At 59.2% G+C, this 17,201-nt stretch carries 14 protein-coding genes, 1 tRNA gene and 1 pseudogene; 11 read left to right on the top strand and 5 right to left on the bottom strand.

Translation table 11 applies throughout. The features are described 5' to 3' along the window. The first annotated feature begins 11 nt into the window (after window positions 1–11). The 9 genes from D8U60_RS10540 (at window position 12) to D8U60_RS10500 (ending at window position 11,267) form a co-directional block, all read left to right on the top strand. Window positions 12–737 (top strand): urea amidolyase associated protein UAAP1, encoded by a 726-nt coding sequence (locus tag D8U60_RS10540; RefSeq protein ID WP_122505800.1) that lies wholly within the window; start codon window positions 12–14, stop codon window positions 735–737. Window positions 738–748: 11 nt separating this feature from the next. After that, the gene (locus tag D8U60_RS10535; RefSeq protein ID WP_016771291.1) at window positions 749–1,390 is read left to right on the top strand and encodes an urea amidolyase associated protein UAAP2; all 642 of its coding nucleotides are present in this window, start codon (window positions 749–751) and stop codon (window positions 1,388–1,390) included. A 282-nt stretch (window positions 1,391–1,672) separates the two neighbouring features. Continuing rightward, a complete protein-coding gene (gene uca, locus D8U60_RS10530; RefSeq protein ID WP_130900086.1) occupies window positions 1,673–5,320 on the top strand; it encodes an urea carboxylase in 3,648 nt (1,215 codons plus the stop codon). 25 nt (window positions 5,321–5,345) lie between these two features. Continuing rightward, complete coding sequence (gene atzF / locus D8U60_RS10525) at window positions 5,346–7,118, top strand: allophanate hydrolase (protein ID WP_130900085.1); 1,773 nt, start codon at window positions 5,346–5,348, stop codon at window positions 7,116–7,118. Window positions 7,119–7,398: 280 nt separating this feature from the next. Beyond that, window positions 7,399–8,886 (top strand): sensor domain-containing diguanylate cyclase, encoded by a 1,488-nt coding sequence (locus tag D8U60_RS10520; protein ID WP_130900084.1) that lies wholly within the window; start codon window positions 7,399–7,401, stop codon window positions 8,884–8,886. Then, entirely contained in the window at window positions 8,879–9,109 is a 231-nt protein-coding gene (locus D8U60_RS10515; protein WP_130900083.1) for a cysteine-rich CWC family protein, read from the top strand. Before D8U60_RS10520 ends, D8U60_RS10515 begins: the two co-directional genes overlap by 8 nt. Before the next feature lie 33 nt (window positions 9,110–9,142). Then, window positions 9,143–9,835 (top strand): pseudouridine synthase, encoded by a 693-nt coding sequence (locus D8U60_RS10510; protein WP_130900082.1) that lies wholly within the window; start codon window positions 9,143–9,145, stop codon window positions 9,833–9,835. 316 nt (window positions 9,836–10,151) lie between these two features. Beyond that, window positions 10,152–11,036, top strand: coding sequence for an alpha/beta hydrolase (locus D8U60_RS10505; RefSeq protein ID WP_016771295.1), 885 nt, complete (start codon window positions 10,152–10,154; stop codon window positions 11,034–11,036). Window positions 11,037–11,193: 157 nt separating this feature from the next. Continuing rightward, a tRNA-Gly gene (locus tag D8U60_RS10500) sits at window positions 11,194–11,267 on the top strand. A gap of 150 nt (window positions 11,268–11,417) precedes the next feature. On the opposite strand, the gene D8U60_RS10495 is transcribed toward D8U60_RS10500, so the two are convergent. Together D8U60_RS10495 and D8U60_RS10490 are read right to left on the bottom strand one after the other, a co-directional pair. Beyond that, a complete protein-coding gene (locus D8U60_RS10495; protein WP_130900081.1) occupies window positions 11,418–12,701 on the bottom strand; it encodes a type II toxin-antitoxin system HipA family toxin in 1,284 nt (427 codons plus the stop codon). Beyond that, the gene (locus D8U60_RS10490) at window positions 12,701–12,997 is read right to left on the bottom strand and encodes a helix-turn-helix transcriptional regulator (RefSeq protein WP_122700028.1); all 297 of its coding nucleotides are present in this window, start codon (window positions 12,995–12,997) and stop codon (window positions 12,701–12,703) included. Before D8U60_RS10490 ends, D8U60_RS10495 begins: the two co-directional genes overlap by 1 nt. A 299-nt stretch (window positions 12,998–13,296) precedes the next feature. Between D8U60_RS10490 and D8U60_RS10485 the strand changes: the two are divergent. Then, window positions 13,297–13,467: pseudogene (locus D8U60_RS10485) on the top strand (transcriptional regulator); the annotation flags it as partial. A gap of 103 nt (window positions 13,468–13,570) precedes the next feature. On the opposite strand, the gene D8U60_RS10480 reads toward D8U60_RS10485, so the two are convergent. The 3 genes from D8U60_RS10480 to D8U60_RS10470 form a co-directional block, all read right to left on the bottom strand. Then, window positions 13,571–13,930 carry a DUF6124 family protein gene (locus tag D8U60_RS10480; protein ID WP_130900080.1) on the bottom strand — a complete coding sequence of 120 codons (360 nt, stop codon included), beginning with the start codon at window positions 13,928–13,930 and terminating at the stop codon, window positions 13,571–13,573. Window positions 13,931–14,516: 586 nt separating this feature from the next. Beyond that, window positions 14,517–15,287: a trans-aconitate 2-methyltransferase gene (gene tam, locus D8U60_RS10475; RefSeq protein WP_130900079.1), complete on the bottom strand. Its 771-nt coding sequence runs from the start codon at window positions 15,285–15,287 to the stop codon at window positions 14,517–14,519. Window positions 15,288–15,395: 108 nt separating this feature from the next. Beyond that, window positions 15,396–16,481 (bottom strand): type I restriction endonuclease, encoded by a 1,086-nt coding sequence (locus D8U60_RS10470; protein WP_122700025.1) that lies wholly within the window; start codon window positions 16,479–16,481, stop codon window positions 15,396–15,398. A 219-nt stretch (window positions 16,482–16,700) separates the two neighbouring features. Between D8U60_RS10470 and D8U60_RS10465 the strand changes: the two genes are divergently transcribed. Further along, entirely contained in the window at window positions 16,701–17,111 is a 411-nt protein-coding gene (locus D8U60_RS10465) for a low affinity iron permease family protein (protein ID WP_122612569.1), read from the top strand. The last annotated feature ends 90 nt before the right edge of the window (window positions 17,112–17,201 follow it).

Raw genomic sequence — 17,201 nt, 5'->3', positions numbered from 1 at the left:
GGACTGCTCCAATGACTGATTCAATCCAACTCTTCCCACCCTTCGCTGAAGAACTGCTGCCGGGCGGCGGCCACCGTTCGTTCGTGCTCAAGCGCGGCCAATTGCTGCGCCTGACCGACCTGCGCGGCGGGGCCAATGTCAGCCTGACCTTGCTCAATGCCAATGAAAAAACCGAGCGATTGAACCTGCCCGACAGCCTCAAATGCCAACACACCGCCAAGCTCACTGCCGGCCACTGCCTGTACTCGGACATGGGCCGCGTACTCGCCGCGATCACCGCCGACACCTGCGGTTGGAGCGACAGCCTCGGCGGTGTGCTGTGCGCACAGGAAGTCGCCGAAAAGTACGGTCAGGGCCGCTACCAGGAACTGCGCAACGGCTTCTTTCGCAATGGCACCGACAACCTGCTGGTGGAACTCGGCAAGTGGGGCCTGGGCCTGTCCGACCTGCTGATGACCCTCAATCTGTTCAGCCGCGTGAACGTCGATGAGGCTGGGCGTTTCCACTTCGTCGAAGGCAACTCGAAGGCCGGTGACTACATCGAGTTGTATGCGCCGATGGACACCCTGGTGGTGCTCACCGCCCTGCAACATCCGATGGACCCGTCACCCGAATACGCTCCGAAACCCTTGAAGCTGAGCTGGATGAACGCCGACGCCAGCGTCGCCGAACACTGCCGCACTTCGCGCCCGGAAAACGAGCGCGGCTTTATCAACACCGACCGTTTGTTCGCCTGAGGATCGCTGCCATGTCACTCGCAATCGCCACTTCGCACAAGCAAGCAGACAGCGCGATCTACCGCGCGACCATTCCCGCCGGCGAGCCCTGGCTGATGGAAGTCAAGGCCGGGCAGACCCTGCGCATCCTCGATCTGGAAGGCAATCAGGCCGTCGACACCTTGTTCTACAGCCTCGCCAACCCGAAGGAACGCTACGACGTGCAACGCACCTTGCGCCGACAGAACAGCGTCTACCTCAGCACCGGCAGCGTGCTGTATTCCAACCTCGGCCAGCCGATGCTGACCATCGTTGCCGACACCTGCGGGCGCCACGACACCCTCGGTGGCGCCTGCGCGCAAGAGAGCAACACCGTGCGCTACGCCCTGGAAAAACGCTACATGCACAGCTGCCGCGACAACTACCTGCGCGCCTGCGCCCACGACGGCCGATTGAGCAAGAGCGACATCGGGCCGAACATCAATTTCTTCATGAACGTGCCAGTGACGGCGGATGGCGGGCTGACCTTCGAGGACGGTATTTCCGCGCCGGGCAAGTACGTTGATTTGCGCGCGGAGATGGACGTCATCGTGCTGATTTCCAACTGCCCGCAGTTGAACAACCCGTGCAATGCCTACAACCCGACCCCGGCGGAGTTGCTCGTATGGAACTGACCATCAGCCGTTTACGCCGTTGGCTTTTTGCCCTGTGCCAGGCGCGTTCCGGGCAGTGTCTGAAATCCACCAGACAACCCTGAACCCTGTGGGAGCGAGCCTGCTCGCGAATGCGCCGTGTCATTCAGCATTGATGTAGCTGATCCACCGCCTTCGCGAGCAGGCTCGCTCCCACAGGGGGTTGTGGTGGGTTTGAGTGAAGTGTGTTTTTTCCATCCGGGACGGCCCGGATGTCTGCCGAAAAACAGCGGGACGGCCCGCTCCCCCTTCAGGGGTTATGCCATGTTCGAAAAAATCCTGATCGCCAACCGTGGCGCGATTGCCTGTCGCATCCTGCGCACGATCAATGTGCTGAAGGCCAAAGGCATCGCGGTGTACTCCGAAGCCGACGCGGCCAGCCTGCATATTTCCCAGGCCGCTGAAGCGCACAGCCTCGGCGAAGGCGCGGCGTCCGCGACCTATCTGGCCGTCGACAAAATCCTCACGATCGCCAAACAAAGCGGCGCCACCGCCATTCATCCCGGCTACGGATTTCTTTCCGAGAACGCAGCGTTCGCCGAAGCCTGCGAAGCGCAGGGCATCGCCTTCATCGGGCCGACGCCGGAGCAATTGCGGGTGTTCGGCCTCAAGCACACTGCTCGCGCGTTGGCCAAACAGCATGGCGTACCCATGCTCGAAGGCACCGACCTGCTCGACAGCCTCGATTGCGCGCTGAGTGCCGCCGAACAGGTCGGCTACCCGGTGATGCTGAAAAGCACCGCTGGCGGCGGTGGCATCGGCATGCGCGTGTGCCGCAGCGCGAGCGAATTGAGCGAGTCCTTCGAAGCGGTGAAACGCCTCGGTCAGAACAACTTCAGCGACGCCGGGGTGTTCATCGAGAAGTACATCGAACGCGCGCGGCATCTGGAAGTGCAGGTGTTCGGCGACGGCTGCGGTGAAGTCATCGCTCTCGGCGTGCGCGACTGTTCGGTGCAGCGGCGCAACCAGAAAGTCCTCGAAGAAACCCCGGCGCCGAACCTGCCAGAAGGCATGGCCGATGAGCTGTGCGCAGCGGCGATCAAACTGGCGCAAGCGGTGAATTACCGCAGCGCCGGCACCGTCGAATTCGTCTTCGACAGCGAGGCCCAGCGCTTCTATTTTCTCGAAGTGAACACGCGCTTGCAGGTCGAGCACGGCGTTACTGAACAGGTGTGGGACGTGGATCTGGTGCGCTGGATGATCGAGCTGGCCGCTGGTGATCTGCCGCCGCTGAACGAGTTGTATCAAGGCCTGGAACCGCAGGGCCATGCGATTCAGGCACGTCTGTACGCGGAAGATCCGGGGCGTGATTTCCAGCCGAGCCCGGGCCTGCTGACCGCTGTGCAATTTCCGCCCGCCAACGGCGTTGAGTTGCGTATCGACACCTGGGTCGAGGCCGGCGTGGAAATCCCACCGTATTTCGATCCGATGATCGCCAAGCTCATCGCGTGGGCGCCCAGCCGCGAACAGGCTCGCGCCGAACTCCATCAGGCATTGGGCGATAGCCTGCTATATGGCGTGGAAACCAACCGCGATTACCTGCGGCAGATTCTGCTCGATGCTCCATTCGCCAGCGGCCAGCTGTGGACCCGTTGTCTGGACAATCTGCTCTATCACGCCAACACCTTCGAAGTGCTCAGCGCCGGCACGCAAACCAGCGTGCAGGACTATCCCGGACGCCTCGGCTATTGGGCCGTCGGCGTGCCACCCTCGGGGCCGATGGACAGCCGAGCGCTGCGCCTGGGCAATCGTCTGCTCGGCAATGAACAAGGCGCCGCCGCACTGGAAATCACCATGAGCGGGCCGATCCTGCGCTTCAATTGTGACGCGGTGGTCGCGGTGACCGGCGCGCCGATTGCCTTGACCCTTGACGCTGAACCGGTGCCGATGAACACCGCGCTGCTGATCCCGGCCGGCGCGACATTGCAACTGGGCAGCATCAGCGGCGCCGGCGCGCGCAGTTATCTGTGCCTGCGCGGCGGCTTGCAGGTGCCGGATTATCTGGGCAGCAAAAGTACCTTCACTCTCGGCCAGTTCGGCGGGCATGGCGGACGGGCGTTAAGGGCCGGTGACGTGTTGCATGTGCCGGCATTGGCCGACCACAGCGCCGGCCAGCAACTGGCCGAACAGCACATCACTGCGCTGCCGAGCGTGCGCCAGATCCGGGTGATCTACGGTCCGCACGGCGCGCCGGAATACTTCAGCGAAAACTACATCACCACGTTCTTCTCGACCCAGTGGGAAGTGCACTTCAACTCCAGCCGCACCGGCGTGCGCCTGATCGGACCGAAGCCTGAGTGGGTGCGTGAGGATGGCGGTGAAGCGGGTCTGCACCCGTCGAACATCCATGACAATCCTTACGCGATTGGTGCGGTGGATTTCACTGGCGACATGCCGGTGATCCTCGGCCCGGATGGCCCGAGTCTGGGCGGTTTTGTCTGCCCAGTGACGGTGATCGAGGCCGATCTGTGGCAGCTGGGGCAGCTCAAGGCGGGCGATAAAATCCAGTTCATCCCCGTCGACCTCAAAACCGCCCGCGATCTCGCCCTGAAATGGGATGCCCCCTGTGGGAGCGAGCCTGCTCGCGAAAGCGTCGCCCCAGACAAATCGATATTGACTGACACGGCCTCTTCGCGAGCAGGCTCGCTCCCACAGGGTTTGATGTCGCCTGTGGTGTTGGCGTTGGGTCAAGGCGATCAGCGACTGGTTGCACGGGTTTCTGGCGACACTCATTTACTGCTGGAAATCGGCGCGCCGGAGCTCGATCTGGTCCTGCGCTTCCGCGCCCACGCGCTGATGCAGGCACTGGAAAGCCAGGCCCTGCATGGGGTGATCGACCTCACCCCGGGCATTCGCTCGCTGCAGGTGCACTACCAGCCCGAGCAACTGCCGCTGGCCGATCTGCTCGGCATCATCGCCGGCGAATGGGACGCGGTGTGCGCCGCCAATGACTTGCAGGTGCCATCGCGCATCGTGCACTTGCCGCTGTCGTGGGACGACCCGGCCTGTCAGTTGGCGATCGAGAAATACATGACCACCGTGCGCAAGGACGCGCCGTGGTGCCCGAGCAATCTGGAGTTCATCCGGCGCATCAACGACCTGCCGAATCTCGACGAAGTGCAGCGCACGGTGTTCGATGCGAGCTATCTGGTGATGGGCCTTGGCGACGTCTATCTCGGCGCGCCGGTGGCCACGCCGCTCGACCCGCGTCATCGTCTGGTGACCACCAAGTACAACCCGGCACGCACCTGGACCGCCGAGAATTCGGTCGGCATCGGCGGCGCCTACATGTGCGTGTATGGCATGGAAGGCCCGGGCGGTTATCAGTTTGTCGGGCGCACTCTGCAGATGTGGAATCGCTATCGCGAAGTCGCCGCGTTCGACGGCAAACCGTGGCTGCTGCGCTTCTTCGATCAGATCCGTTTCTACCCGGTCAGCGCCGAAGAACTGTTGCGCATCCGCCGCGATTTCCCCCTTGGGCGCTTCGATCTGAACATCGAACACAGCCAGCTCAACCTCGCCGACTATCAGGCATTTCTCTGTAAGGAAGCCCAGGGCATCAGCGCCTTCCGTGCGCAGCAACAGGGCGCGTTCAAGGCTGAACGCGAGCGCTGGATCGCCAGTGGCCAGGCGCATTTCGACAGTGATGAAGCCGTGCCTGACGCCAGCGAAGAAGCACCGCTGCAAAGCGGTGAACACAGCGTCGACAGCCACATTGCTGGCAATCTCTGGCAGGTGCAGGTCGAGGCCGGCCAGCGTGTCGCGGCGGGCGACGTGCTGGTGATTCTCGAGTCGATGAAGATGGAAATCCCTGTGCTCGCGCCACTGGCCGGCGTGGTGCGAGAGATCCGCGTGCAACCCGGTTCGGCGGTGCGTGCCGGACAACGGGTGGTGGTGCTGGAACTCGACTGAAGCCATTTCTGAAAAGGATCAACCGATGAATCTGCAACTCGATGCACTGCGCCAGGCCTATCGCAATGGCGACACCACACCGCGCCAACTGCTGCTGCAATTGCGCGAAAAAGCCGCTGCGCTGAATCCCGACTATCACCTGTTCATCCACCTGCTCAGCGTCGATGAACTGGAGCCGTATCTGGCCGCCCTCGACGGTCGTGACCTCGACAGTCTGCCGCTGTATGGCGTGCCATTCGCGATCAAGGACAACATCGATCTGGCCGGCATTCCGACCACCGCTGCGTGCCCGGCGTTTGCCTATGTGCCGCAGCAGTCGGCGACCATCGTCGAGCAGCTGTTGGCGCTGGGGGCGATTCCGCTGGGCAAGACCAATCTCGATCAGTTTGCCACCGGCCTCAATGGCAGCCGCTCGCCATACGGAGCGTGCCCGAACAGTGTGCTGGCGGAGTATCCGTCCGGCGGTTCCAGCGCGGGTTCATCCCTGGCGGTAGCGCTAGGTGTGGCGAGTTTTGCCTTGGGCACTGACACCGCCGGTTCTGGGCGAGTGCCGGCGGCGCTGAATAATCTGGTGGGATTGAAGGCGAGCAAGGGCCTGATTTCCACCGCTGGCGTGCTGCCGGCTTGCCGCACGCTGGACTGCGTAACCACCTTCACCGCGACCGCCCGCGAGGCCAGTCAGTTGCTGGCGTTGACGGCCAAACACGATCCCCGCGATGAGTACAGCCGGCCCAACCCGGCATGGAACGACAGCTCGGCATTCGGCGCGCCACGACCGTTTCGCTTCGGCGTGCCACGGGCGCAGGACCTTGAGTTTTTCGGCTGCAACGAGGGTCCACAGTTGTTCGCAGCGGCCATCGAACGGCTCAAGGCTCTGGGGGGCGAGGCAGTCGAATTCGATCTTTCGCCGTTTCTCGAAGCAGCGCGCCTGCTCTACGACGGGCCGTGGGTCGCCGAGCGTTACAGCGTCGCCGGTGAGCTGATGGAGCAGAACCCTGAAGCGGTGCTGCCGGTGATCCGTGCGGTGCTGGCCAAGGCTCCGGCAGTGACTGGCGTGCAGACCTTCCGCGCGCAATATCGATTGCAGGCGCTGAAGGCCCTCTGCGACGAGGCCCTGGAAAATCTCGACTGCGTGCTGACGCCGACCATCAGCCGTCCAGTGACCCTGGCCGAGCTTGCGGCCGAGCCGGTGCTGCGCAATTCCGAACTCGGCTATTACACCAACTTCATGAACCTGCTCGACTACGCCGCCGTCGCCGTGCCGACCGCGTTCATGAGCAACGGTTTGCCTTGGGGCGTGACGCTGTTCGGGCGGGTGTTTACCGATCAGTATCTGTTGAGCGTGGCCGATGCCTTGCAGCGCCAGCAGGACAGCGCCCTGCCAGCTCCGGCGAACGCTGCGCGCAACGACCGCGCTCGATTGGTGGTGTGTGGCGCGCATCTGCAAGGGCTGGCGTTGAACTGGCAACTGACTCAGCGTGGCGGGCGCTTGCTGGAAACCACGTTCAGTTCGCCGGACTATCGACTGCACGCCCTCGCCGGCGGCCCGCCATTGCGGCCGGGCATGGTGCGGGTCAAGGACGGCGGCGTGGCGATTGCCGTAGAGGTGTGGGAGTTGCCGAGCAGCGAGCTGGGCTCGTTTCTCACCGGAATTCCGGCGCCGCTCGGGTTGGGCAAGGTGCAACTGGCGGATGGGCGCTGGGAGAGCGGGTTTATCTGTGAGCCGTATGGGTTGGAGGGTGCGGTGGATATCAGTCATTTGGGGGGATGGCGGGCGTATCTGGCATCCCGGGGCTGATCCGAAAGCTCGCCCTCACCCTGGCCCTCTCCCCCAGGAGAGGGCCAGGGTGAGGTGACTGTCCATCGGTTGCCATTGGCTGATACCGAGTCGATCACAGATTTTCCATCACCCACAATCCAGCTCCCTCTCCCCCGGGAGAGGGCTGGGGTGAGGGGCTGCGATTTCCCTGACACACCGCTACGTCATATCTCCCGCCATTTCAGGCACAAATCCCGCAGTGTTTTCCCGACCATCCCACTAGAATGCATCCCATCGGGCCACTGCCAACGGATCTGCCATGCCGCTTCGTTCTCCCTTGTACTCGCAACGTTCACTGGTGCTCACCCTGGTCGCGCTGCTCGGCGCCGGGTTTCTCGCCACCTCGCTGTTGAGCTATTTCGCGTCCCGCGCGTCGATCCGCGACAACATCGTCAACACTGAACTGCCACTGACCTCCGACACGGTCTATTCGGAAATCCAGAAAGACCTGGTCCGGCCGATCCTGATTTCCTCGATGATGTCCCGCGATACATTCATGCGCGACTGGGTGGTCAACGGCGAGCAGAATCCCGAGCAGATGACCCGCTATCTCGACGAGGTCATGACCCATTACGGCGCCTACACGGCGTTCTTCGTTTCCAATGCCACGCTCACCTACTACCACGCCAAAGGCGTGCTCAAGCAGGTCAAAGTCGATGAACCGCGCGACACCTGGTACTTCCGCGTGCGCGACATGCAGGACCCGTACGAGATCAACGTCGACCCGGATCTGGCCAACAAGGACAACCTGACGTTCTTCATCAACTACAAGGTCTACGACTACCACAACCGCTTCATCGGTGCTGCGGGCGTGGGCCTCACCGTGGACGCGGTGATCAAGCTGATCGACAAGTATCAACAGCGCTATCAACGCAGCGTGTACTTCGTCGACACCTTCGGCCGCCTCGTATTGACCGGTGCCGAGGGTGGCCCGGAAGGCGCGCACATCGGCCAAAGTCTTGGCGAACTGGAGAGCATGAAAAGTCTGGTCAGCCAGTTGCCCAAGCCGCACAGCGGCAGCTACGAATATTCCACCCACGGCCAGGGGCATTTTCTCAACGTGCGGTTTATCCCCGAGTTGAACTGGTACCTGTTCGTCGATAAACGCGAGGACGGCGCGCTGAGCGAGATCCGCCAGTCGCTGTATCTCAATCTGCTGATCTGCCTGCTGGTGACGTTGATCGTGCTGGCCTTGCTCAATCGAGTGATCAAGCGCTTCCAGGCGAAGATTCAGGCGCACGCCACCCTCGACAGTCTCACCGAACTGCCGAACCGACGCGGCTTCGACATCCTCGCCGCGCAAGCGCTGCACGAGGCCCAACGGGAAACCAAGCCGCTGACCGCGTTGTTGCTCGACCTCGACCACTTCAAAGCCTTGAACGACACCTACGGCCACATGGCTGGCGATCAGGTGTTGATCGGTTTCGCCCGCGACCTGCAAAGTTGCCTGCGTCACGCCGATATCGTCTGCCGCTGGGGCGGTGAAGAGTTCATCGTTCTGTTGAAAGACACCGACGGTGAGACCGGGCAGAAAATTGCCGAGAAGATCCGCCAGCACGTCGAACAACACGAATATGCCTACGATGGCCACAGCCTGCATCTGACCGTGAGCATCGGCGCCACCACCGTGCAACGCGATGACACCTTGCACACTCTGCTGTCGCGGGCCGATCATGCGATGTACCGCGCCAAGCAAACCGGGCGCAACCGCACCTGCATGGAAATGCCGCACTCGACCTATGCCTGATAACGACGTCAAACCCGACCACTGCCCGGCCTGCGGTGCGCGCAACGATTGCAGCCTCGCCGACCCGCATACCGCCGACCGCGAATGCTGGTGCTATGGCGTGACCATCGACCCGGCGGTGCTCGAAGCGCTGCCGGCCGAACTGCGCAATCAAGCCTGCCTGTGCCCGCGCTGTGCACAGGTCGAAGCGCAACTGCAAGCAGGCCGGCGGCCGATCCCGTAAGATGCGCGGCCCTTCGTCCGTTGAATCCTGACCATGCGCGTCGACCGCTTCCTCAGCAATCTGCCTCGCTACAACCGTCAGCAGGTTCGCCTGTTGCTGGTGGAAAAGCGCGTGCGGATTGACGGAAAAGTCGTCAGCGACCCGCACAGTGAGGTGCTGGAATTCAGTCGGGTCGAAGTCGACGATGAGGTGCTGCAGAGCGGCAAACCGGCGCGCTATTTCATGCTGCACAAACCCCCGGGCTGCGTCAGTGCCACCCGCGATCCGCAGCATGCGACCGTGCTCGACCTGCTCGATGAACCGCACAAGGACGATCTGCACATCGCCGGACGTCTGGATTTCAATACCACCGGGCTGCTGCTGATCACCAATGACGGCGCCTGGTCGCGGCGCCTGACGCAGCCGCAAACCAAACTGGCGAAGGTCTATTACGTCGAAACCGAACAGGACATCGACCCGAGCTACGCGCTGAAATTTGTCGAGGGCATCTACTTCGCTTTTGAAGATCTGACCACGCAACCGGCGCAGCTTGAGCTGCTCGGCCCACGCTCCGCACGGTTGAGCATCGTTGAAGGCCGCTACCATCAGGTCAAGCGCATGTTTGGTTTCTTCAACAACAAAGTCCTGCGCCTGCACCGCGAATCCATGGGCGAACTGACCCTCGATCACGCGCTAAAACCGGGCGAGTACCGCGCTTTGCGCACCGAAGAGATTCATTTGTTCTAAGCCGGCGACCGCTCAGCCGAAGTTGTCGAACAATTCGCCGACGGCACTTGCGTGATCCTGAGTCCCCTGCTTGAATCAGGACGTCGGCCGAAATGTGACCGATGAGTCACCACATACTTCCAAGAAACTTTTTGTCGGTCGTCTGCCCTCAAGGGCTGCGCCTCAGCCGGCAATCTGCCCGCCAATAACAACACCCGTCGACCTGCCGTACCGGATCGACATGGGCCAGCAAATTTCAGGCGTATGCCTACCTGTCACAAAGCTCGTGCAATCTCGATTGCGCGCATACCCGCTTGCTTGCCAGGAGTCTTATGACATGAGGCCAGAAATCGCTGTGCTGGATATACAGGGTCAGTATCGGGTTTACACGGAGTTCTATCGCGCAGACGCCGCAGAAAAGACCATCATTCTGGTCAACGGCTCGATGGCCACGACTGCGTCGTTTGCACAGACCGTGAAAAACCTGCACCCGCAATTCAACGTGGTCTGCTATGACCAGCCCTACGCGGGCCGCTCAAAAGCCCACAACCGGCATGAGAAACATCTGACGAAGGAAGTCGAAGGGCAGATTCTGCTGGAGCTGATCGATCACTTCGCCGCCGAACACGTGCTGTCGTTCTCCTGGGGCGGCGCCGCCACTCTGGTCGCCCTCGCCCAGCAACCGCGGCGCATCGAAAAAGCCGTGATCAGCTCGTTCTCACCGGTGATCAATGCGCACATGCTCGATTACCTCGAGCGCGGCGTCGACTACCTCGGCAGCCGCGACGGCGACCGGGTCGGCCATCTGGTCAACAACACGATTGGCAAACACCTGCCGTCGCTGTTCAAGCGCTTCAACTATCGCCACGTCAGCAGCCTCGCCGAGCATGAATACGGACAGATGCATTTTCATATCAACGACGTGCTGCACAGCGATCGCCAGTGCTATCTGAATGCGGCGAAAAAGATCAGCGTGCCGGTGCTGTTCCTGAATGGCGAATGGGACGAATACACCGCCGCCGAGGATGCGCGACTGTTCGGCAACCACGTCGCCCACAGCAGCTTCACCACCCTGCAAGCCACCGGGCACTTCCTCGACATGGAGCACAAAGCCGCCTGCCGCGACAGCCAGAACGCTCTGCTGGGCTTTCTGAAACCTGCGCCGCAAGCCAGCCGAACGCGCTACTCGTTTGTGCAGGATCACCATGCACTGGCCATTTGAAAAAGCGTCATCGCGGGCAAGGCTGCAAGCTTGAAGTGCCTGTTGCACCGGCGCAGCCCTTGCTCGCGATCGACCGATTTCTGCGCGGCAAAGCCCTCGCAGAGAAAAGAAAACTTCAAATCCGTGGCCGAGTCTGGTACAAAGTCAGCCGCTCTGAGCGGGTATAGTTTAGTGGTAGAACGAAAGCTTCCCAAGCTTTAGATGAGGGTTCGATTCCCTCTACCCGCTCCACCGAATATTGATCTCGCGTTGTGTTGTCTGACGAGGGATGCAGGAATAGAAAAAACCGGCCTTGTTGATGGCCGGTTTTTTTGTGTCTGGAAGTTGAAGCGTGCTGGCGGTGAAGACTTACGGAAAATTGCTGAGCCCCTCCTCCCCGGATTACTTCTCGAAATCCTGATGCAGCCTCGCCAGTACATTGAAGATCGGCTCCCCGGCTTTGTGCGGGACATTCAATCGAGTGAATACTTTCCTCCAGTTGGCGAGCGCAGCGAGAGTCTGCTCGATATATTCCTCGGCCTTGAGGTATTTGTAATCCTTGCAGATCTCCATGATTCGCTTGCGCGTAGGCGTGCCGGGAGTGCGGCCACCGAAGTCAGTGGTGTGCTCGCCCATGGCGTTTGCGAAAGTCAGGTCGTATGCCGGGGACAGCGTCCAGGTTTCTCTCTCGCCTTTTTTTTCAGGATTGTGGCAGAGAAAGGCAAAGTTCTTCGCATGGTCGTCATGGTTGTGAGACAGCGCATTGAAGATCATTAACCTGGCCATCTTTTCCACTTCGACGGAGCTTCTGGTCAACACCTGAGTAAGCTTGAGCAGGTTCGGGTAGTCGATGGATGACAATGCGCGGTAGTCCGCGTACATGAGCGCCGAGACGGTCATCATGTGAATCTTGCGCTCGCCGTCGCGGTCGAAGCGCTTGGTTGCGAAGAAACGCTCAACCTCGCCGCCAGGCATCTGCACATCCAGCAGATCCGATTCAGCCATGGTCACTCCGGCGGCACGAGCCATCTCGGCATAGGCGAATTCAATGCCGCCGGTTTCAATCGGTTCGTACAATGCCCTGAACTTCACGATCCAATGTGCATAGCCCTCGGGCAGGGCATCAAAGGCCGAAATTGCGTGTTTTTTGTCGGCAGACAGCGCCACGATTGCCTTCGGTCGTGCGCCCCCCGGTGAGCCACCAGCCAGTCGCAATTTGGTAAGCACTGCAGGGGTCTCACCCTCTTGAACTTCGATTGAAGCTTCGTAGAGTTGGTAAATATCCAAAGGGCCTGTGAGCTCTGTTTTTTCCGCCTTCGGCTGATATTCAAACGCACCCATACTGCGCTCGCCCATATAAGCAAGGCGATCAAGCGCTGTGAGGGTTAGGTGGGTGCCGTCACCGAAGGTGCTGTCGAAATATCGATCCATCAGCAGCATGCCCCAGCCGTCAGGCAGTGAATCGGCGAACGGTCCGTGTAGCCCTTCGAAGAGGCTGATGTTCCTGGCCAACTGGGGCTTTTCGTCCCAAGCCATTGTCAGCGGCGAAAGATTGTAGCCAGTGGCAAGCCAACCCGGATCGTAAGCGAAGTAAATGCCCCGGCCCGCGACTCTGACCAGCTCACCAACCTTGGCGCCCTCTTTCAAAACATTCAGCGCTTCTGTGTGTTTGAAAGGCTTGATCATCAGCGCATCCCTCTCTTGCGCCTGGCATTCTTCAGCTCATCCAGCGAGCTCGGTTGCTCTGGTTTGAACAGCTTGGTCACAGCGTTGAGTTCATCAAGCGCAGTGGCTATCAGGATCAAAGCCTCCAACGTCACGAGCCCGGTCGCTTCGAATCGCTTGATGGTGGATTCGGAAACCCCCGCCTTTTCTGCGAGCGTCTTGCGGGAAAGATTTTTGGAGAGCCGCAGGATTTTGGCGTTTTCTCCGACATTTCTAGCGATCTCAGCCGGCGAGTGAAGCAAATGCATGAGTGACATGGCAAACCCTTCCAATTCTTAAGGATCTTAATAGAGCCATTGTAGCCATCTAACCTCCCTTAAGGATCAGATATGACCATTTTTGAAAAATTTCACTAATTTCGTGGAGCAATAGAGATCTTCGGATTGCTACACAGCTGACACTGAGGATTACGCGGTTGGGTCACGCGTGGCCGCTTTTGTCACCGCGAATCTGACTCTCCGCAATGCAGTCATATTTGGCAACGTAATGATGAACACAGCGTTTGTTGTGCCGTTCAAGATCGCCGCTCATGTGGTTACCAAAGCGGACATCATTTATGGACATCAAACCCATTCGGAGCACTGAAGACTTGTCCGCAGCATTGCTGCGTATCGAGCAGATTTGGGGCGCTGAGATGAACTCGCCGGAAGGCGATGAATTGGAAATTCTCGCTCGGCGGGTGGGCGAGTATGAGGAGCAGCAATTCCCGATTCCCCCTTCCGAGCCCTTTCAAGAGGACAAACCTGGTATTGATCAGCGGTTTTGACGCTGCACTAGCCGAAAAACCGGTCGCAACGACCGGTTACTTTTTACTCGGAAATCAACGCCGGCTAACCCACCGGCACCACATTATCCAAAACCTGATTCACCGCCAGCTCGCCCAGCATGACGACCTGGGCGATGCCGAGCAGGGTTTTGCGCTGGCTGCCGTCGAGCAAGGCGGCAAAGTCGCCGAGCATGACGCTGGCCGAGCCGAGGGATTCGCTGGCGTTGACCAATAGCGACTCGGTGTCGGTGCTCGGGTTGACCTGGAACATGCTGCTGGTCTGGTACGGCGGTGAGCTGGTTTGCGGCGGGAAGAGATAGTGGTCGAGGGCGCGTTCGGCGGCTTCGTGGAGTTTTTTTGAGTCGAGGGAATTGTACGGAGAGGCCGGATCGGTTTCCGGCGGATTTGGCGTTACCTTGAACATGGAATCTTCCTGTAGTGGTAACTGCAACCGTTCCGCTGCTATACGAAAGGGTGGCAGCTGTACGCAAGTTAGCAGACCGGTAGGAAGTCCAAAACCCGGCGCACCCGAGGGTGCCATGCGCACAGCCACCATCAAGTGCAGGCGAAGCCTGACTGGAAGGTACATGTGCAACCGTTGGTCAATCCTGGCCGGGCTGCTAAACCCGATCACTGGAAATCAGTGACGCGAACCAAGTTACCGACCGCCCTCCAGGCGCACAAGCCGGCGGATTCTGGCGTACCGGTAGGCAGCGGCGCAAGGATTTGTAGGCATCGGGACGTAACGCGGTTCGACTTTAAACAGCCATGGCGCACCACGTGTAAAAGCCTGGAAAACAGAAGGAAATTTCCGACGAGTTCAGCGTGAACGAGTTGAAAGGATGCCAGAGGACGATGATGGTGGCGGTGCAGCGGTGATCGGATTTGCATGCGTCAAGAGGCCCCTCACCCTAGCCCTCTCCCGAGGGAGAGGGAACCGACCGGATTGCTTTCAAGGAATGCGCCGACCTGAGATAACGTGGCGAACTCAAGAAAGTTAGAGGCGTGATTCAGCGAGTCGCAACAATAAACAGCCGTGGAAACAGCAGCAGCACCGAGCCGTCAGCCAAGGCCGGATAAGCCTTGGCAACTTCCGCCAGATACCGCTGCAGATACTGCGCCCGTTCCTCCTCGGTCAACGGGCTCAGGAATGGAATCAACCCGCTGCCCTTGAACCACTCCACCACCCCCGCCGCACCATCGCGAAGTTGGTGATGATAGGTGGTGCGCCACACATCGACCCGCGCGCAATGCGGGCGCAGCATCGAAAAATACTCACTGGCACTGGCCATGTCGGTACGCTGCCCGGCAGCGTCTGCCAGCTTGCTCGCCCACGGCCCATTGGCGGCGACTTCACGCATCAAGCGGTGGGACGGTTCGTTGAGGTTGTCCGGCATCTGGATCGCCAGGCTGCCACCATCTGAAAGCTTGCTCGCCAAGGCTGGCAGCAACGAAGCGTGATCAGGCACCCATTGCAACACTGCATTGGCGAAGATCACATCGAACGGGCCTTCATCGGCCCACTTGTCGATCTCGGCCACCTCGAACTGCACATCGGGCAAGCGCTTGCGCGCGGCGGCGATCATGTCCGCCGAACTGTCCAGGCCACTGACCCTGGCCTCGGGAAAACGCTGCACCAGCAACTCGGTGGAATTGCCCGGCCCGCAACCGATATCCACCACCGCCCGGGCGTGCGCCGTGGGTATCGCCGCCAACAGATCACGGGCCGGACGGGTGCGTTCATCTTCGAAAGCGACGTACTGCTTGGCAGACCAACTCATTGCGTTCTCCTGTTGGGTGTTCAATTGCTTTTCACGATACAGGCAGCATGAAAGGCAATTCCAGTGCGAACGTTGCATGAGGTGTCTGAGTGAACGGTCGACTCTCCATCAATCGTAATAGCCGACAGTTTTTTTCAGATGATCCGAGAACTCATAGATGTCATCTACCGAGTTGATCGCATGACGGGTCTCGTTTTTTTCTTCATCGAAGATGCCGAGATACTTTTGTGATCGATTGAAATGCAAACGGCAGATCGGTTTGCGATTATTGTCGTCCAGCAAGATACCGAAATAGCTCTGTGTATCGCGCTGAACAATGCGCTTGGCATCGACGACAGATCGAACCAACGCCCGAACGATGTGATAGCCCTCCAGCTCTTCCAGCGTTGTTAAAACCTTGTCATCTGATTCGTCACGCGGATCTACCGGATCAGTTCCGGCAGAAACTAATGGCAGGGAGGCCAACGCTGGCTGGATAGCGCCGCTCATGGCCGATTTGAGCCGATCATTGATCTGATCATTCAAAAATTGACCGACAGCTTTTCTGGTCAGCTCGTGAAACTGGTCGCGCACTTTCTGCGTGATCACGCCGTCATAAACCCGAGAAGCGAAAACCTTTACAAAGTCATCGTCCGGCTTGCTGACCTGCGCGGCGAGGACCTTTTTGATTTGGCTGACATATTTCAACTCCCCCGCTGCGTTGATGATGGAATCAACATCAAAAGCTGACTTCGTCAACTTTACCAACTCGGGGACTGAATACTCATCAATGTCCAACAAATCCAATTCAAGGAACGGTTTCTCATCCATTTTGTTCGGCGCGTCCAGATCGGTGAAAAATTTATAGACTTGGCCGTTGGTAAGAATGGAGATTCGAGCGCTGGTGACATGGAAATATCGGAACAACTGTGAGGCGTGATTGATGTGCAACGGTTCACCGATCTTTTTGCATTCGATCAGAATCTGCACTTCCCCCTCTTTCATGATCGCGTAGTCGATCTTCTCGCCTTTTTTGGTGCCGATATCGCAGACGAATTCGGGGGTCACCTCAGTCGGGTCAAAAACGTCGTAACCCAGAACCGTGCTGATAAAAGGCATGACGAATGCATTTTTCGTTGCTTCTTCAGTCTGGATCGCAGCGCTCTGCAAGCGGACTTTTGCGGCTAGGCTGGCTAACTTTTCGAAGAATTCCATGAGGCGCCTCTTACGGGTTTCTATCCGTGGAATGAGCTGATGGCAGTTTGACTGCCATTTGATACTAGACCTAAACCTCCACAATGAAAGGTGTCCATATATAAGCCTAAGATTGGCAAGTCCTAACCCAGGTATTGAGTGAACGAAGAACTTGTAAACAGAATTTTCAGCGCAACGCCGATGTCTGAATTTCAAGCTCCCAAAACAAGGACTCCCATCATGAAATTCGCAAAAATTGCCCAAAAACTTGCCCTGTGGGCCGGTAGCCCGAAGACGTTCATGGGGGCGTTGATCCTGATCGGGTTGTGGGGTTTGAGCGGGCCGATTTTTGGTTACAACGACACTTGGCAACTGATCATCAATACTTCGACGACGATCATCACGTTCCTGATGGTGTTCCTGATTCAGAACACGCAGAACCGCGATACCGACATTCTGCACTTGAAACTCGATGAGCTGCTGCGGGTGAACAAGGAAGCGCAGAACGCGATGCTCGGGCTGGAGACGCTGGATCTGAAACAGCTTGAAGCGCTGCGCCGGCATTACCGCGCACTGGGTGAGAATCAGGTGTTTGATCTTGAGGGGCTTGGAGACAAGAGCAAGCCAAAACAGGATTTGAATGAGTGCTGAGCAAGTAAACACACCCTGTGGGAGCGAGCCTGCTCGCGAAGACGGAGGGTCAGTCAAAACATCATTGACTGACACACCGCTTTCGCGAGC

It is taken from the genome of Pseudomonas sp. Sample_11, from assembly GCF_004307505.1.
Lineage (GTDB): Bacteria > Pseudomonadota > Gammaproteobacteria > Pseudomonadales > Pseudomonadaceae > Aquipseudomonas > Aquipseudomonas atacamensis.
The sequence above is the reverse complement of the archived record's forward strand: the minus strand, read 5'-3'. Positions and strand labels throughout refer to the sequence as shown.

Excerpts from the sequence above, each read along its gene's own strand:
- D8U60_RS10540 (WP_122505800.1), top strand. The coding sequence starts at position 12 with ATGACTGATTCAATCCAACTCTTCCCACCCTTCGCTGAAGAACTGCTG.
- D8U60_RS10535 (WP_016771291.1), top strand. The coding sequence starts at position 749 with ATGTCACTCGCAATCGCCACTTCGCACAAGCAAGCAGACAGCGCGATC.
- uca (WP_130900086.1), top strand. The coding sequence starts at position 1,673 with ATGTTCGAAAAAATCCTGATCGCCAACCGTGGCGCGATTGCCTGTCGC.
- atzF (WP_130900085.1), top strand. The coding sequence starts at position 5,346 with ATGAATCTGCAACTCGATGCACTGCGCCAGGCCTATCGCAATGGCGAC.
- D8U60_RS10520 (WP_130900084.1), top strand. The coding sequence starts at position 7,399 with ATGCCGCTTCGTTCTCCCTTGTACTCGCAACGTTCACTGGTGCTCACC.
- D8U60_RS10515 (WP_130900083.1), top strand. The coding sequence starts at position 8,879 with ATGCCTGATAACGACGTCAAACCCGACCACTGCCCGGCCTGCGGTGCG.
- D8U60_RS10510 (WP_130900082.1), top strand. The coding sequence starts at position 9,143 with ATGCGCGTCGACCGCTTCCTCAGCAATCTGCCTCGCTACAACCGTCAG.
- D8U60_RS10505 (WP_016771295.1), top strand. The coding sequence starts at position 10,152 with ATGAGGCCAGAAATCGCTGTGCTGGATATACAGGGTCAGTATCGGGTT.
- D8U60_RS10495 (WP_130900081.1), bottom strand. The coding sequence starts at position 12,701 with ATGATCAAGCCTTTCAAACACACAGAAGCGCTGAATGTTTTGAAAGAG.
- D8U60_RS10490 (WP_122700028.1), bottom strand. The coding sequence starts at position 12,997 with ATGTCACTCATGCATTTGCTTCACTCGCCGGCTGAGATCGCTAGAAAT.
- D8U60_RS10480 (WP_130900080.1), bottom strand. The coding sequence starts at position 13,930 with ATGTTCAAGGTAACGCCAAATCCGCCGGAAACCGATCCGGCCTCTCCG.
- tam (WP_130900079.1), bottom strand. The coding sequence starts at position 15,287 with ATGAGTTGGTCTGCCAAGCAGTACGTCGCTTTCGAAGATGAACGCACC.
- D8U60_RS10470 (WP_122700025.1), bottom strand. The coding sequence starts at position 16,481 with ATGGAATTCTTCGAAAAGTTAGCCAGCCTAGCCGCAAAAGTCCGCTTG.
- D8U60_RS10465 (WP_122612569.1), top strand. The coding sequence starts at position 16,701 with ATGAAATTCGCAAAAATTGCCCAAAAACTTGCCCTGTGGGCCGGTAGC.